Raw genomic sequence first — 15,491 nt, forward strand, 5'->3', positions numbered from 1 at the left:
GCCATCGGGGAAATCTGCGACCTCTACAATCCGACAGAATGCTGGAACTACTTCAAAGCCGCAGGATGCATCTCAAATTAATCTCGAAACGCTTTAGCAACGATTACTCCACTCTGCTTGACGCCATCGGCAACCGTGCCCAGCCACCCTACACCGATCCAACTGTTTTCGGCAGCATTGTCGGTGGTTCCATGTTCAACCAGCTTTTGCCTCCCGGCTCCGCGCATCTGGCCACATCCTTCAACGCCACGGTGTTCCTCTCTGAGCGCCCGTTGGAGCGTCTGCCCGATTACGTTATGCCAAACGGCCCGAGCCTCGCTAACGAGAGAGGCTCAATTTCAGCACAGGATAAAGAAGTCTTCGAGAAGCAGGCTGCTAATGATCTGGAAACATTTTTGAAGGCACGGGCAAATGAGCTTGAGCCCGGCGGCAAACTCCTGCTGCAAACTGTCGGCAGAAATGAGCATGTCTCAACCGCAGACGGGATCGTGAACTTATTTAATCTGTCTTTGCTCGATCATGTCGCCAACGGTTCAATCTCTCAGGATACCTACGAGCGCTATTACCATCCTGTCTATATACGCAGCTTGGAGCAGCTCACAGCATCCGTAAAACCCGAAAGTGGCTCGCTATCTCACCTGTTCACTATAGACAAAGCAGAATGTTACGAAACACCCGTCCCCTTTGTTGAGCAGTACAAACAAGACAACGACGCATCAGCCTACGCAAACCAGATGGTGAACTTCTACCGTGCCTTCACTGAAGCACCACTACAGGCCGCTCTCTCAGACACTCCAAACCTCAGCGAGCTCCTCGACAGCATCTATGCCCGAGGCGAAGAGCGCGTCCGCGAGGCTCCACACCTCTACGACTTCCACTTCATCAGCGTAGCCATGCTGCTGACCAGAACAGAGAACAGCTGAAATCCAATCGTTTATGTGAGTCAGCGTGTATTGTGCGATCATCACAAACTCTCGCCACAGTCATGATTGAAGCTTCTCAGAACTTCATAATCCATTGGTTTCAATCATGTTTATTGCCCATTTGCCCGCCGGCTATCTACTCGGAAAAGCGGCAACTAAATACCTAGATCAAAAATCTAAGCAGCTCGTCATTTGGACTTCAATTGGCAGCGTCTTACCTGACGCTGACATGCTTTATTTCTATCTCATAGACAATCAAAGCACCCATCACCGACACTATCTTACTCACTGGCCAATAACATGGATGATGCTTATTGCCCTGTCTGCCGTGCTTTTGCATCGGAACTTCCGTGTTGGAGTCATTCCGCTTGGCCTTGGTATGGGCGGCCTTTTACATATGCTCCTTGATAGTGTTGCTGCTCCCGTATTCTGGCTTGCACCATTTTCCAAACTTCAAGTTGAACTGGTCAAAATTCCAGCTATCTATGACAACTATATTTGGAGCTTCATATTGCACTGGACATTTGCATTTGAAATCCTCATTTGCTCAGTAGCTCTTGGTGTATTCTGGGCGAACCGTTTTCCTAGACACCAGAGACAGATGCAAAGGACTGCACAATGATCGACGGAACCAAGCTCTTCATCCAGCTGCTCCGGATTGCTCTTGGTTTCTCACTCGCAATCATTGCGGCGGGCCTGTTTTTATCCTGGGGCTTTTTCAGAACTTTGAGCGTTCACGGTGGACCAGAGACTGACATCATTCAGTTACTGGTGATCACATGGAGTACCATCATCTCTGCAAGCGCGATTGGTGCGCTCTCTCTCATCCCAAGCGGCTTCGCAATTGGCTTTGCAGAACTCATGAAATGGCGCGGCGTTATCTACCACGTATCCGCAGGTGGTATTATCGCGCTGGTACTTTGGGGCATTGGCGGTGCTCTTCCAACCGACCTGTTTTATGCATCCAGCGAGACGGGCAGTATCATCGCCTATTCAACATCAGGAACCACAGTCCCAACACCCGCCTCCGAAGGCTTCCGCCCCGGCTCATCCATCGCCGCATCAGCCGGATTTATCGCAGGTTTTATCTACTGGATTATTGCTGGTCGAGAGTCAGGCGGATGGCGGATCAATAAACCCTCTTCTCCGCAAGCCTCTCGTTAAGGCAGTCATTTCACCTCTCAAATGACGAGACCTCCAATTTCCAACCCCCTCTAACAACTAAGTAATTTAACAGACGAAAAGATACCGATATAAACCTTGCAGATTGCAATTCAAAAGATATAAGAGCTACTTCTTCGATCAAGAATTTGCACCCGCACAACTGTGCAATTGAAAGGTGAATTATGAACAAAGCAAATTACTTTATGCAGTTGAAAGCACTGAGAGATAACATCCCAGCTGAAAAACAGTCTGACTTTGATGTGATGTTTGCAGGCAGAGAAAAGAACCCTGTTGTAGCACTCGTGCTTGGCCTGTTCCTCGGCAGCTTTGGCATCGACCGTTTCTACACCGGTCAGATCGGCCTTGGAATCCTTAAACTCATCACACTCGGTGCACTCGGCATCTGGACGTTGATCGATTGGTTCCTGATTATGGGTGCTGCGCGCAACAAAAACATTCAGATCGCAAATGAAACTGCGCTCTACATAAAGTAAGAGATCAAAAGCCGAGGCAAACCACCTCGGCTTTTCTTTTACAGCGTATCTCCAAAAAGTGGAAACCGGTTTTCGGATAAAGATACGCAAAAACAAAGGCTAAAGCAGTTCATGTGTTTCGACTTAAATGCGAACTGCTTTAGCAATTACGCTTTGTCCTTCAGCAACCGCAAAGCGTTGGTCACCACAATCAACGTGGCTCCCACATCACCCAGGATCGCTGCCCAGAGGCTGGCGAAGCCCATCGCGGTGAGCACCACCAGAATACCCTTCACGATAAACGCAAATGCGATGTTCTGATGAATGATCTGGAGCGTCCGCTTGGAATGGTGAATGAGCCACGGCAAGCGGGAAAGATCATCTTTCATCAACGCGATATCGGCGGTCTCAATGGCAGCATCAGAACCAATGGCACCCATCGCAATGCCAAAGCTGGCTCGTGCCATGGCAGGCGCATCATTCACACCATCGCCGATCATCGCAACTGTCTCATATTCATGAGAGAGCTGCTCAACGGCTGCGACCTTATCTTCCGGCAGCAACTCGGCACGCACCTCATCAATACCGACAGAGGATGCAACACGTTCAGCGGTCGCCTTATTATCACCAGTCAGCATAACCAGCTTCACAACGCCTGCTTTATGCAGCTGAGACACAAGCTCTTCTGCCGTATCGCGAACGGTATCAGCCAGGGCAATCAATCCGCAGACATGCGCGTCAGTTCCAACTGCAACAACAGTCTTCCCTTCAGCTTCAAGTTCACGCGCCTTCGCATCGGCTTCACCAATCTCGAAGTCCTTTTCATTCAGGAAGCGACGAGATCCCAGCCAGTAGCTCTTACCGTTTCGCTGGCCAGAAAGACCACGCCCTGGCAACAGCTCAACATTCTCAGCAGCCTGATACTCAACACCATCTTCCTTAGCGCGTGTCAGGATCGCTTCTGCAAGTGGGTGAGAGCTTCGAGCTTCCAAAGAAGCAGCACGAGTAAGAAGCTCCTCAACGCTATGACCAGATAGCGGATAAACATCAGTCACAGTCGGCAGACCGTTGGTAATGGTACCAGTCTTGTCAAAGGCCAAAGCTTTCAGCCGCGCAGGCAGCTCAAGGAAAACACCGCCCTTAATCAGCACGCCATTGCGAGCTGCTGAGGTCAAGCCAGCCACGATGGAGACGGGCGTAGAGATAACCAGCGCACATGGGCAAGCAATAACCAGCAGCACAAGGGCACGGTAGAACCAATCCATCCAGGCTGCACCAAACAGCAGAGGTGGAATCGTAGCGAGCAAAATCGCAAGAACCATCACCGCAGGCGTGTAAATGCGGGCAAACTTCTCAACCCACTGCTCTGCTGCAGCACGCCGGGCCTGCGCCTCACTCACCATGCGAATAATGCGGGCAAGCATAGTGTCATCAGCACCCTTGGTTGCTTCTACTTCAAAGCTGCCTTCCCCGTTGATGGTACCAGCATAAACATCATCACCCGCCTCTTTCATCACGGGCACACTTTCACCGGTGATAGGAGCTTGATCGACACTGCCAACACCTTTGCGCACGACGCCATCAAGCGGAATACGATCCCCACCGCGAACAACAAAAGTCGCGCCAGGCTTCACACTGTTGGCAGGAACGTCTTCTTCACCTCCGTTAGGCTTGAGCAAGCGAACAACGGTTGGGGCAATATCCATAAGCGCTGCAACAGCTTTACGTGCCCGCCCAACACTCCAGCTTTCCAGATAAAGCGAAAGAGAAAACAGGAAGGCAACCGTCGCACCTTCAAACCACTCTCCAATGCCGATAGCACCGGCAACGGCGACCAGCATCAGCAGGTTCATATCAGGCCGCAACGTCTTGAGCGCATACCATCCCTTAGGCGCCACCAACCGCAATCCTGCGACGATGGCGAGCATATACAGAACCTCTACCGGCCCGGACGGCACGGACTGGAAGACGCTAAACACATCCGTAGAGTTGGTGCTGGAGAAAAACAGAACCGCCTGAACAACAAGCGCAATTGCCCAGAACAAGCCACTGGCAACTGTAAATGTACCAAGGCGCCGATGCTGCTTCGCGCGGGCATCCGCTGCTTCTTGTTCAATGAACAGAGCAGCCTTCATGCCTGTCGTATCAACCGCCTTGATGATCTTCTCATCAGCGACGTCACGCGCAACAGGAGAGACGATCATCTTGCCGTTCAAAACATCAAACGCAAGGTATTCAGGATCACCAACAACAGGCCCAACAACACGGCGAAGAATTCCCATCTCTTCCGCGCAGCACAGCCCCTCAACCCGGAAAGAACGTGCGCCCTTCCAGTTGGTTACATCGGGAATAGCCGCTTCACTCTGGCTGGAACACCCGCAACCTGTGTGAGCATGTATATGCGTATGCTCATGCTCTCTAGCAGAACTGCAGCAATCATCTTCAGAGCTATCATGATCGGAGGAGCAGCAAGAGGTCTCGTTCTCTTGAACAGCACTGTTACCAGAACAGCAGGAACCCTCAGTATCCTGAGGCTGCACCGCTTTGTTAGAACAGCAGCTTTTCGTGATTTGATCTTCAATCTCTTCCGGAGAGAGTTTCTGGCCTCGATCTTCCGCGTTGGACATGATCCACTCCATGCAATTTCTTCATTGCAAGAGAAGATAAGACCTCTAGTCGCTATAGCTTCAAGAGCAAAATGCAAATTCTATGAATTTTCTTTTCGAAGGCCCCTGCTGTTTTGACAGAGAACGCTAGCATCAGGTTCAGATTTCACGACTTTCTGGATTTCACCTGAACGCTTTTGAGCATACGCTCCAGCATTGGGAGCAACTGTTCCTTCTCAGTTTCGGTCAAATCTGACAACAAAATCCCATTCACATGCTTATACATATCAATCAGATGAGACAGTCCCCGCCCTTTCTCCGTGAGATGGATTTTCACTGACCGCTTGTCATCCTCAACAGCACTACGGCTGACCAGCCCCTTGCTCTCCATGCGGTCCAGCAAGCGAGAAAGCGCAGCTGTCTTCTTGCTTGAATACTCCGAAAGCTCCGAGACGTTCAGTCCATCTTGCCGCCACAATGCAGAAAGCACGACCCACTGCGCCAGAGAAATATCGTGCGGACGTAAGTAGTCCTCAGCCAAGTTGCAAGCTGCTTCAGACAAGGTGTTCAGCAGTCGCCCCATAGAGGGCAGATATGAGGGGGTCTCGGTCATCGAATTCCTGAATATTTTGATCTCATTATATTATTGACATCTAATTTACATGTAAACTAAAATAACTACATTCCTATCGCCAAAGGTAAGCCCAATGTCATCACCACAAAAATATAGCCGCCCGACAATCATCCTTCATTGGTTGTTCGCCGTCACCATCATTGCTGTGTTCATTTTGGGAAAAGTTCTCGAAGGAAGCGCAATCTCGCCTGAAAAGCTCAATATCTTCATGGCACATGCAGGGCTAGGCGCTCTGACAGGCCTGTTCCTAGTCTATCGCATCGTCCTGTTGATCAAGCATGCACGTCCAAAACCAGATCCCAATTGGGGCATCGTCATGATCAGCTTATCCAAGCTGGTCCACTTGCTCCTCTACCTCGCGCCCCTGGCTTTGATCATCTCTGGCATGAGCATGTCATTGTTTGCAGGCCTCATGGAACTCGCAATGGCAGGAGACTGGCAAGCCTGGCCAGAAAACATCACCATCCCGCCAGCCGCAATCCATGGCTATGCAGCCCCGATCTTGCTTGCATCATTTGCGCTGCACGTCATCGCAGCGCTGTATCATCAACTGGTACTGAAAGATAATCTTGTCGCCAGAATGAAACCGGCCTGATCAAAGACAAGGCATCTACAGCTTGTAGATGCCTTCTTTCTCTCCGCAGGTTTCCAGCGCTTCTGCTGCAGTTCGCCCGTCCAGCAGCGGTGCCTCCGGCCAGATCTCAGCAAGCGGAATAAGCACAAAGGCACGCTCGCCCATGCGCGGATGAGGCACCTGAAGTCCCTCTTCCTCAACGCTTGCATGATCATAGATCAGAAGATCAATATCAATCGTCCGTGGCCCCCAACGCACATCACGCACACGGCCCAGCTGCTTCTCAACATCAAGACCGGCATTCAACAGCGCACGCGGAGAAAGAACCGTCTCCACGGTAATGCAACAATTGCGGTAGTCATCCTGTGGCACTGGTCCCCAAGGCGGGGTCCGGTAATCAGATGATTTCTGCAAAACTGAGATTCCGTCGACGGCATTCAATGCGGCCACTGCACCGTCGATATTCGCTTTTGTATCGCCAAGATTTGAGCCCAAACCTAGAGCTGCAACAATTTTTTCTTGTGTCATTATTGGCTGCTGCCTAGTTCCTTCATCGCCTGGAAGATCAGTACTGCATCCACGTGCGGTTTCACATCATGAACTCGCAGGATCTGTGCTCCGTTTTGCAGAGCCAGCGTATGTACTGCAAGCGATCCAGCCATACGCTCTGGCGCTTCATTATTCAACACATATCCAACCATCCGCTTGCGAGAAGCTCCCGCTAGGACAGGACGACCGAATTTCCGAAGTTCTGAGAGCCGGCTCAGGATCTGATAGTTCTGTTGAAGAGTTTTGCCAAACCCAAAACCGGGATCAAGAATCTGGTGTTCTTCGGCAATGCCTGCATCAGAGGCCAGCTTGAGGGATCTTTCAAAAAAGCGATCAATATCGCTCATGATATCCAGCTGCTCATCCACCTCACTGCGGTTATGCATCATAACCACAGGCACACCAGCATCTGCCACGGCATCAGCCATCTCAGGGTCTTTCTGCAGGCCCCAAACGTCATTCACGATATGCGCCCCAGCCTTGCACGCCTCAGCAGCAACCCTCGCCTTATAGGTATCAATGGAAATCAGCAGTGGCAGTTCTTTGATCAGCTCAAGAACCGGCAGAACACGCTCCAGCTCATCCTGCTCCTGAACAACCATAGCTCCGGGCCGTGTGCTCTCGCCGCCAACATCAATAATGTCAGCACCTTCAGCAAGCATTTCATTTGCATGCGCCAACGCCACTGCTGGCGCATCAAACTGGCCGCCATCAGAAAAGCTGTCCGGGGTTACATTCAATATGCCCATGACGAGCGGACGCTGAGAGCTTGCCAGCAATCCATGATCAAACTCTGCCATAAGGGTTCCCTCCCAATTTCTGGCCCCTCATAGCCTCCCATCGCCTTTGTTTCCAGCAAAAATCAAAAGACCTTTTCTACCTGCTACAAGATATGGCCGATATTTACTGCATAGCGATCAGATCATCGTGCTTTTAAGGACTGACAGACTGTTCTTCCACGTCTCGTTTTTTTACCGGTAACACAAACAGGAACAGCGCGAGAAAGGCCATGCCTGGCATCACAACGCCCAGAGCGGTCACAGGATCAGGCACAACAATCGCGGTAACCAAACTTCCCAGAAAACCACCCGCCATCTGCATAAAGCCCATCAAAGCAGAAGCAGCCCCTGCAATCTTGGGAAACGGCTCCATCCCCCGCATAGAGAGAGCTGGCAGAGCCATTGAAGCGCCAAAAGCAAACACACCAATCGGGATCATGATGCTCAAAAAGCTCAGATATTCAAGCTGCGTGACAGTAAACAACGCCAATCCGCCCATGCCGCACAAAATCAGCGCAGGCCCAAGAAGCGCCTCTGTACTGAACCGCCTTAAGAGCAAACGGGTAGCTACTCCACCAGCAAAGAACGACCCTGATTGAAGCACCATCCCCATACCGAATTGCAAAGGCGTCAACCCAAGCCGCTCAATCAAAACAAACGGCAAGATCGTCGAGAGCGTATAGATTACGCCAATGGTAAACCCGAGGATCAGCGAGGGCTGCATGAACTCAAAAGACCTCAGCAGCGTCCAATAGGAAGACGCCATCTGCCTGGGCCGAATAAGCTTCACATCTCGGTGAGAATTGGTTTCCGGCAAAACGGTGAGCGTTAACAGCAGGATGAACCCGGCATAGATCACCATCAAAATAAAGATCGCCTGCCAACCAAACGCGCTGAGCGTTAAAGCACCAATTGTCGGAGAGATAGCAGGCCCGATCCCCAGCATCACGGCCAGCAAGTTCATAATCCGCGCACCAGCCTCACCAGAAAACTGATCTCGCACAATCGCGCGCGCCACCGCAATTCCGCTGGACGCACCAATCCCTTGTATCAGCCGGCCAAGCAGCAGCATTTCAATGTTCGGCGCCAGCCACGCCAAAAGGCTGCCGAGCAAATACAAGCTGAAGAACCCGAGAATGATAGGACGACGCCCAAACGCATCAGAAAGAGGCCCGCACAACAGCTGCGCCAGCGTGAAGCCTGCAAAATAAACGGTCAGTGTAAGCTTGGCGACAGCAGCCGTCGTCCCAAACACCTCCGCCAAAGTCGGCAGAGCAGGCGTATAAAGCGCCATGGAAAGCGGGCCAATCGTCACCAGCAACGCGCCAATGACAGCCGTACGACCAGCCGAGAGCTTAAGCTCTGTGTGTGTACCCGTTGCCTTTGTCATTCCCGAACCCCAAGGCAAGGCACTGGGCTATCCCGTATGCGCTTCACCAGTTTTCTTGATAATCATCAGATGCGCGGCAACTCTAGGAAAATTGCGTAGAGCGCACAACGAAAAACACGCGCCCTCCTTTCGGAATGCGCGTGTCAAAAACCTATAAGCGAGCACATTATGCGTTACGCTAAAACACGAAACTTCGCTGCTTCCTGAGTTGGAGAGCTGCCAAAGAAACGCTTGAACTCTCGGCTGAACTGCGACGGACTTGCATAACCAACCCGATAAGCAGCCTGACTGGCGCTCATGTTCTGGCTCAGCATCATAGACCGCGCCTTATGCAAGCGGATCGACTTAACGTACTGCAGCGGAGAAAGACCGGTGGCACCTTTAAAGCCAGCATGGAAAGCAGAAATGCTCATACATGCCATCTTCGCCATTTGGTCTACGCTGAGATTTGTTGAGAAATCCTCGTGCAACACTTGAAGAACTCGCGCAATCCCTTGAGATTTCTCACTGTTCTGGAACAGCACCCTCAGGCTTGCACCGTACTCGGACTTGAGCACGTGGTACAAAAGCTCGCGATAGTACCCATCAGCGAGAATTTTAGTTTGTTCTTCGCTATTTAGCGTCTGCATCAGGCGACAAACAGAAAACAATGCCTCTTCAGACAGATGCGCTGGTCGACCGAGCGTTTCGCCATACTCGAATTCGAGAGGCTCTTGCTCAATAAGCAGCATCAGCTCTGCCAAGACATTGATATCGATCGCCAAATTGACCGCATAGAGAGGCTTCTCAGGAGACGCTTCTACAATCTCAATCTCAAGCGGGATCGGAGAGACGAGCGCGGCATAGCTTTGCTGGGAATAGAGGAAACTCTGACTACCCAAATGGCCTCTGACCAGACCCTGAAAAACGATACGAATGCTTGGTGAATACATAACAGCGCGAGGCTTTGTCGCCGTTGTCATGCGAATCACTTCGACACATTCATGTCTGGTTGCACTCACACCCTCGCTTTGAGCGAGTGGGGCAAACCATTCTTCTAACCACTGTTGGGTTGCAAATTGCATTGGTTTTCCAACAACTTTTGGGATTACGCGCACAGGGGGTATTCTATTGTCTTTTAATCACCCACCACGAATAAGTTGGTGTAAATATTGGGGATTGCAATACCCAATATTGCGATATTGAATGGTATTAGATTGCCATATTCCTTTTTGTAGTCAAGCGACTGTCTTCGGATGGTGCTTACCCATAATTTATTAGTTAGCCTAAGGTCTAAATTAAAGGAGCATTGCTTGCTTTTAGCTGAACTGTCTCACCTTGAACAACAGAAACAGGAGCTGCAAGCAAGCTTTCGCGAACGTGGCTACGCATTTCACCACCAAATCGACACGCCAGGCCGCATCTGGAGAAATTTATTTGCTGAGGCAGAAGAAATCTTTGTCGCTCTCACCTCGGGTATGTCTATAGGCATCAACGGCCAGTTTATCAATCTGGAGCCCTTCGAAGAGTTCTACATCCCTGCCGGAAAAAACTACGATATCGTCGGTCGCTGCCCCGATGAGTGCCAATGGATGCACGCCTACGACCTTGCAGAAGTCGACGTACGCTCCAGACTGGTAAGAAAATCCGGTTTGCTATCTGTCGATGATTACAACTTCATAAATGAAGAGTAAGTGATCTGGCACACTTTTGCACCGAAAGCCTCATATTCTAATATCCGAACGATGACTTATCAGCTAAACAGATGCTGAATTGCGTTCTTTTTCCGGCAAAGTCTATTCAAAAAACCAGGCTCACCAGTAAAAAAGTGAGCTGGACTAAATACTTAGCAGTTTTTTAGCGAGATGGTTTGAATTGACACAAAAATAGGATAGAAGAGCGCATCTTTCATTAGAGAAAAACCAGATTGAAGGAATGGCGTGGATCGGGCACCTCATGATCCTCCCACACGCCGCGACTTCCTATGGCCAGACGGAGCCACCATGAAACTTCGCAATATTGCGATCATCGCCCACGTTGACCACGGCAAGACGACCCTTATTGACGTCTTGTTGAAGCAGTCCGGCGTCTTCCGCGAAAACCAGCGCACCGAAGAACGCATGATGGACTCCAATGACATCGAGCGTGAACGCGGCATCACCATCCTTGCCAAGAACACCTCTTTGGTCTGGAACAACACACGCATCAACATCGTTGACACACCAGGTCACGCTGACTTCGGCGGTGAAGTAGAGCGCATTCTGCATATGGTAGATGGCGTTGTACTGCTCGTAGACGCAGCTGAAGGCCCGATGCCGCAGACCAAGTTCGTACTTGGTAAAGCGCTGAAGCTCGGCCTGAAGCCAATCGTTGCGATCAACAAAATCGACAAACCAGAACAACGCGCTGATGAAGTGCTGGACGAAGTGTTCGACCTGTTCGCAGCTCTTGACGCAAACGAAGAGCAGCTCGACTTCCCAGTTGTATATGGTTCCGCCAAGCAAGAATGGATGTCTCTTGAGCCAGCTGGCCCACAAGAATCCATGGCACCACTCTTCGACATGATCCTTGACCATGTAAAAGAGCCAGAATCCGAAGAAGGCGAATTCCGCCTCCTCGCAACAACAATCGAATCTGATCCGTTCCTTGGCCGCATTCTGACAGGCCGCATCGCATCTGGCGTTGCGACCCCGAACATGGCGATCAAAGCGCTGTCACGTGATGGCAGTGTGATCGAAACTGGCCGTATCTCCAAGGTTCTCGCGTTCCGTGGTCTTGAGCGTCAGGCAATTGAAGAAGGTGAAGCAGGCGACATCGTCTCCATCGCTGGTCTGACCAAAGCAACCGTGGCAGACACAATCGTTGCACCTCAGGTGAGCGAGCCAATTCAGGCACAGCCAATCGATCCGCCAACCCTGTCCATGATGTTCCGCGTCAACGACGGTCCTCTGGCAGGTCAGGAAGGCTCCAAAGTTCAGTCCCGCGTTATCCGCGAGCGTCTGATGAAGGAAGCTGAAGGTAACGTTGCGCTTAAGATCGAAGAAACTGCAGAAGCAGATTCCTTCATCGTTTCCGGTCGTGGTGAATTGCTTCTCGCAATCCTGATCGAAAACATGCGCCGTGAAGGCTTCGAACTTTGCGTAGGTCGTCCTCGCGTTGTTTATCAGGAAGACGAAGCTGGTAAGCGTCTTGAGCCAATCGAAGAAGTTATCATCGACGTTGATGATGAATTCCAGGGTGCTGTTGTTAAAAAGATCACCGAACGCAAAGGTGAGCTTCTTGAAATGCGCCCATCCGGTGGCGGTCGCTCCCGTTTGGTATTCCACGCTCCAACCCGTGGCCTTATCGGTTACCAGGCTGAGCTGATGTCAGACACCCGCGGTTCCGCGATCTTCAACCGTGTGTTCCATGAATATGCACCTTACAAAGGTGCAATTATGGGTCGTAACACCGGCGTTCTGCTGTCCAACGGTCAGGGCGATGCTGTTCCTTACGCATTGTTCAACCTGGAAGACCGTGGCCCAATGATGATTGATCCGGGCACGAAAGTGTACCAGGGCATGATCATTGGTGAACACACACGCGGTAACGACCTTGAAGTGAACGTTCTGAAGGGTAAGCAGCTCACCAACATCCGTTCTTCCGGTAAGGACGATGCTGTTAAGCTGACCACCCCAATCAAGCTGAGCCTCGAAGGCGCACTGTCTTATATCGCTGAAGATGAACTGGTGGAAGTAACCCCAGAATCCATCCGTCTGCGTAAAGCACTGCTGTGCCCGCATGACCGTAAGCGCGCTGAACGCGCATCAAACAAAGCGTCTTAAGGCTGCTTAAATTGATGAGTTATTTGAGGGAGGGCTTCGGCTCTCCCTTTTTATTTGGGCGATAGGACCTCTCCAAAGGCCTTCAAAAACACCGCCAGTCCCTGTTCAAACTCTTCCCCCCCCGGTGCGTCACCGACAACCAACTCTGCCACTTGCGGCAAAAGCTGCGGAATTGAAAGCGTCCCAAGCAACGCCAGAAACAGGTAGTGTGGCTCCAATGTTGTCGGCAACCTCCCCTCTTTTTGCAAGTCAGCCAACACAGCAATCTGTTGCGTATAATAAGCTTTCCTCTGGTCGGCATGCACAGGGCAATCACCTTCAAAATCCAACGCCTCCCTCATGAGTAACTTGAAGAAATCGGCATCACCTTTGTTGGCTTGAGACCACCCCATCAACATCTCAGAAAGATCACCTGAGATACTGGAACGCATCTGCTCCCGTTCTTGAAACTGCGCGGTTAAAACAGCTTCAAACAGCAGCTCTTTGGACCTAAAATGCTTATAAACTAGTGCTTTATTATAGCCTGCCCGATCTGCTACATGCTCCATCCGCACGCCATCGACACCACGGTCGATAAACTCCAGCAAAGCAGCCTTCAGGATATCTGAGCGGCTATTACCCCGCTTGGACGTACGCACTGGATTGGTCTGTTTCATACTCATTCCTCAATGGCATCCAGGACTTTTCGCATCATTCGGGCAATCCCTAAAAGCTGAAGGCTGCCAAACAACGCAACAACTGCTGAGACACCCCATGCAATCATCCAACCATCACCACTCATCACAGTTGGCGCAAACATACCCAGCAAAACAGTTCCGATGACCCACCCGTAATCACCAAGACTGAACAATGTACACCATGCTACCGAAGGCCTGCCCTGTTTTCCTTGCCACAACAATGCGCCTGCAAACACAAGCAAACCCAGCCCAACAAGGAGCCAGAGATTGGGGCCCTGCCAGTTTAACGCCGCAGAGACACGGTGAGGCATCCACACCATGACAACACCGCATATGGCAGAGAATATCGCATTGCCCAAAAGAGCCGCGCGCAAAAGACCTGTTGAACCAGTGCCCGATAGATTCCCAGATTCCGTAATCATGGTTCCCTCCAACCATAAGTAACGATACCGTTATTTATGGTTGGTTTCGACCTCAGGTCAACAGCACTCGCCTCAACTCCGCGTGAACAAGAAAAACCCCGACACACGTGTGCACCGGGGTTTTGTACCGATTACATAGAGTTACGGTTACTCAGCAGGCTCTTGCACCTTCTGCTCCTCCACGGTCCCAAGTTCGGCTGTCTTCACAGCCTGCTTCCGTTTCCAATTCGCTTTGGCCTTCGTTGTGGTCATTCGTGAGTTATCAGGCGTCCATCCCGGTGTACGAAACATATAGCCGAGGACATCTCTCAGGGATCTTGCGGTCTTCAAGTCCTTGACCATCGCAATCCATTCATGAAACGCCACAATCAGCAGGTTGTTGGTCTCAAGGTTCTTGCCAATACCGTAACGCGGCGGGTCCTCTGCAACTTCCGGACTGAAAGTCCCAAACATCCGATCCCAGATAATCAGCGTCCCCGCATAGTTGGAATCCAGATATCGCGGGTTGGTCGCATGATGGACGCGATGATGGCTCGGTGTGTTAAAGATCCACTCAAACGGCCCCATACGATCAACCAGCTCCGTGTGAATCCAAAACTGATAGAGCAAGTTCCAGGCTGCAACGAAGAAGATCATCTCCGGTTGAAAGCCGAGAAGCGCTATGGGTAACCCAAAGATGAACGTCAGCGTGATTGTCCCCGTCCACGTCTGACGCAGTGCCGTTGAAAGATTATACCGCTGAGAAGAGTGGTGATTGACATGGCTCGCCCAAAACCACCGATACTCGTGCCCAAAGCGGTGTTTCCAGTAATAGGCCAAGTCATAGAGCACAAAGCAGATCAGGATGGTCCACCAGTTGATAGGAATAGTCTCGATAAGACGATAGCCATAAATCCAGCTGTGCGCCGCATAAGACATAGATGTGCCTAACGCAATCCCAGCGATGAGACTCCCAATCCCCATTGCCAGACTGAAAAACGTATCTTTGACTTCATAACCATCAATCCCACGCAGCTTTAAAGCCACACCTTCTACAATCATGAGAATGATAAAAAACGGCACCGCATACGTTATAGGGTCAAAAAACTCCATTGAGATGGCCCTCCCAAACCGAACTCAAAACCCGAAGTGTACCCCACACCCACGGGCAAGTTACCCTTACGGTAACACACTCCTGTATATGTCATCAAACCGGGAGGGCGCCCCCAAGAAACAAGGCTAGAGGGAGCAGAGAACATCAAAAACTTATCCCCCTGCCCTCAACCACACGTATTCTCAGTGTTGTGCTCACGTATTCGGGCAGCTGGTGGACCGTCCATCAGTGCGGCGTGGGCTGGGCGGAGCTACCGGGTGAAGTAACGCATCACCCGGCGGGTTCGTTGAAACACCCCTTGAAAGTCTTTAGTGCAGGGACCAAGCGGAAGCTGGTCACCCGATGGGCGTCTACACTGGCAGGCGTTTAGCTATCACCGACAATCACACCTGTCTCTGGCAAGT

16 protein-coding genes are annotated in these 15,491 nt (G+C 51.0%); 7 read left to right on the plus strand and 9 right to left on the minus strand.

What is annotated here, in order from left to right; all coding sequences use genetic code 11:
- The 4 genes from PPL9_RS00145 to PPL9_RS00160 all read left to right on the plus strand — a co-directional run.
- A partial coding sequence (locus PPL9_RS00145; RefSeq protein ID WP_208989074.1) for a hypothetical protein occupies window positions 1–923 on the plus strand: 923 nt, incomplete at its 5' end.
- Window positions 924–1,029: 106 nt separating this feature from the next.
- Window positions 1,030–1,545 (plus strand): metal-dependent hydrolase, encoded by a 516-nt coding sequence (locus tag PPL9_RS00150; protein ID WP_057460743.1) that lies wholly within the window; start codon window positions 1,030–1,032, stop codon window positions 1,543–1,545.
- On the plus strand, window positions 1,542–2,087 hold the full coding sequence (locus PPL9_RS00155; RefSeq protein ID WP_057460744.1) for a hypothetical protein: 546 nt from the start codon (window positions 1,542–1,544) through the stop codon (window positions 2,085–2,087). The genes PPL9_RS00150 and PPL9_RS00155 overlap by 4 nt, the downstream gene beginning before the upstream one ends.
- Before the next feature lie 182 nt (window positions 2,088–2,269).
- Window positions 2,270–2,581, plus strand: a complete 312-nt coding sequence (locus PPL9_RS00160) for a TM2 domain-containing protein (RefSeq protein WP_057460745.1) — start codon at window positions 2,270–2,272, stop codon at window positions 2,579–2,581.
- 146 nt (window positions 2,582–2,727) lie between these two features.
- On the opposite strand, the gene PPL9_RS00165 is transcribed toward PPL9_RS00160, so the two are convergent.
- Window positions 2,728–5,187 (minus strand): cation-translocating P-type ATPase, encoded by a 2,460-nt coding sequence (locus PPL9_RS00165; RefSeq protein ID WP_208989075.1) that lies wholly within the window; start codon window positions 5,185–5,187, stop codon window positions 2,728–2,730.
- Window positions 5,188–5,332: 145 nt separating this feature from the next.
- Window positions 5,333–5,779 (minus strand): MarR family transcriptional regulator, encoded by a 447-nt coding sequence (locus tag PPL9_RS00170; protein ID WP_057460747.1) that lies wholly within the window; start codon window positions 5,777–5,779, stop codon window positions 5,333–5,335.
- Window positions 5,780–5,873: 94 nt separating this feature from the next.
- Between PPL9_RS00170 and PPL9_RS00175 the strand changes: the two genes are divergently transcribed.
- Complete coding sequence (locus PPL9_RS00175; RefSeq protein WP_057460748.1) at window positions 5,874–6,395, plus strand: cytochrome b/b6 domain-containing protein; 522 nt, start codon at window positions 5,874–5,876, stop codon at window positions 6,393–6,395.
- A gap of 15 nt (window positions 6,396–6,410) precedes the next feature.
- Here PPL9_RS00175 and folK read toward each other — a convergent pair whose 3' ends face one another.
- The 4 genes from folK to PPL9_RS00195 form a co-directional block, all read right to left on the minus strand.
- The gene (gene folK / locus PPL9_RS00180; protein WP_057460749.1) at window positions 6,411–6,902 is read right to left on the minus strand and encodes a 2-amino-4-hydroxy-6-hydroxymethyldihydropteridine diphosphokinase; all 492 of its coding nucleotides are present in this window, start codon (window positions 6,900–6,902) and stop codon (window positions 6,411–6,413) included.
- Entirely contained in the window at window positions 6,902–7,723 is an 822-nt protein-coding gene (folP, locus tag PPL9_RS00185; protein WP_057460750.1) for a dihydropteroate synthase, read from the minus strand. The genes folK and folP overlap by 1 nt, the downstream gene beginning before the upstream one ends.
- A gap of 133 nt (window positions 7,724–7,856) precedes the next feature.
- Window positions 7,857–9,092 carry a multidrug effflux MFS transporter gene (locus tag PPL9_RS00190; protein ID WP_057460751.1) on the minus strand — a complete coding sequence of 412 codons (1,236 nt, stop codon included), beginning with the start codon at window positions 9,090–9,092 and terminating at the stop codon, window positions 7,857–7,859.
- Window positions 9,093–9,265: 173 nt separating this feature from the next.
- Window positions 9,266–10,093: an AraC family transcriptional regulator gene (locus PPL9_RS00195; RefSeq protein WP_280139011.1), complete on the minus strand. Its 828-nt coding sequence runs from the start codon at window positions 10,091–10,093 to the stop codon at window positions 9,266–9,268.
- A 291-nt stretch (window positions 10,094–10,384) separates the two neighbouring features.
- Between PPL9_RS00195 and PPL9_RS00200 the strand changes: the two genes are divergently transcribed.
- Together PPL9_RS00200 and typA are read left to right on the plus strand one after the other, a co-directional pair.
- Complete coding sequence (locus PPL9_RS00200; RefSeq protein WP_152986549.1) at window positions 10,385–10,765, plus strand: hypothetical protein; 381 nt, start codon at window positions 10,385–10,387, stop codon at window positions 10,763–10,765.
- Window positions 10,766–11,074: 309 nt separating this feature from the next.
- The gene (gene typA / locus PPL9_RS00205) at window positions 11,075–12,895 is read left to right on the plus strand and encodes a translational GTPase TypA (RefSeq protein WP_057460772.1); all 1,821 of its coding nucleotides are present in this window, start codon (window positions 11,075–11,077) and stop codon (window positions 12,893–12,895) included.
- A gap of 50 nt (window positions 12,896–12,945) precedes the next feature.
- On the opposite strand, the gene PPL9_RS00210 is transcribed toward typA, so the two are convergent.
- From PPL9_RS00210 to PPL9_RS00220, 3 genes are all read right to left on the minus strand, one after another.
- The gene (locus tag PPL9_RS00210; RefSeq protein ID WP_057460753.1) at window positions 12,946–13,551 is read right to left on the minus strand and encodes a TetR/AcrR family transcriptional regulator; all 606 of its coding nucleotides are present in this window, start codon (window positions 13,549–13,551) and stop codon (window positions 12,946–12,948) included.
- Window positions 13,552–13,553: 2 nt separating this feature from the next.
- Complete coding sequence (locus PPL9_RS00215) at window positions 13,554–13,994, minus strand: hypothetical protein (protein ID WP_057460754.1); 441 nt, start codon at window positions 13,992–13,994, stop codon at window positions 13,554–13,556.
- Between the two features lie 147 nt (window positions 13,995–14,141).
- On the minus strand, window positions 14,142–15,086 hold the full coding sequence (locus tag PPL9_RS00220) for a sterol desaturase family protein (protein ID WP_057460755.1): 945 nt from the start codon (window positions 15,084–15,086) through the stop codon (window positions 14,142–14,144).
- Between the last annotated feature and the right edge of the window lie 405 nt (window positions 15,087–15,491).

The sequence above is a fragment of the Pseudovibrio sp. POLY-S9 genome (assembly GCF_001431305.1).
In the GTDB taxonomy this organism is placed as follows: domain Bacteria; phylum Pseudomonadota; class Alphaproteobacteria; order Rhizobiales; family Stappiaceae; genus Pseudovibrio.

What these genes read in the sequence shown, in the direction of transcription:
- folK (WP_057460749.1), bottom strand. Translation starts at nt 6,902, where the DNA reads ATGACACAAGAAAAAATTGTTGCAGCTCTAGGTTTGGGCTCAAATCTT.
- PPL9_RS00220 (WP_057460755.1), bottom strand. Translation starts at nt 15,086, where the DNA reads ATGGAGTTTTTTGACCCTATAACGTATGCGGTGCCGTTTTTTATCATT.
- typA (WP_057460772.1), top strand. Translation starts at nt 11,075, where the DNA reads ATGAAACTTCGCAATATTGCGATCATCGCCCACGTTGACCACGGCAAG.
- PPL9_RS00155 (WP_057460744.1), top strand. Translation starts at nt 1,542, where the DNA reads ATGATCGACGGAACCAAGCTCTTCATCCAGCTGCTCCGGATTGCTCTT.
- PPL9_RS00170 (WP_057460747.1), bottom strand. Translation starts at nt 5,779, where the DNA reads ATGACCGAGACCCCCTCATATCTGCCCTCTATGGGGCGACTGCTGAAC.
- PPL9_RS00175 (WP_057460748.1), top strand. Translation starts at nt 5,874, where the DNA reads ATGTCATCACCACAAAAATATAGCCGCCCGACAATCATCCTTCATTGG.
- PPL9_RS00150 (WP_057460743.1), top strand. Translation starts at nt 1,030, where the DNA reads ATGTTTATTGCCCATTTGCCCGCCGGCTATCTACTCGGAAAAGCGGCA.
- PPL9_RS00215 (WP_057460754.1), bottom strand. Translation starts at nt 13,994, where the DNA reads ATGATTACGGAATCTGGGAATCTATCGGGCACTGGTTCAACAGGTCTT.
- folP (WP_057460750.1), bottom strand. Translation starts at nt 7,723, where the DNA reads ATGGCAGAGTTTGATCATGGATTGCTGGCAAGCTCTCAGCGTCCGCTC.
- PPL9_RS00190 (WP_057460751.1), bottom strand. Translation starts at nt 9,092, where the DNA reads ATGACAAAGGCAACGGGTACACACACAGAGCTTAAGCTCTCGGCTGGT.
- PPL9_RS00160 (WP_057460745.1), top strand. Translation starts at nt 2,270, where the DNA reads ATGAACAAAGCAAATTACTTTATGCAGTTGAAAGCACTGAGAGATAAC.
- PPL9_RS00210 (WP_057460753.1), bottom strand. Translation starts at nt 13,551, where the DNA reads ATGAAACAGACCAATCCAGTGCGTACGTCCAAGCGGGGTAATAGCCGC.
- PPL9_RS00165 (WP_208989075.1), bottom strand. Translation starts at nt 5,187, where the DNA reads ATGTCCAACGCGGAAGATCGAGGCCAGAAACTCTCTCCGGAAGAGATT.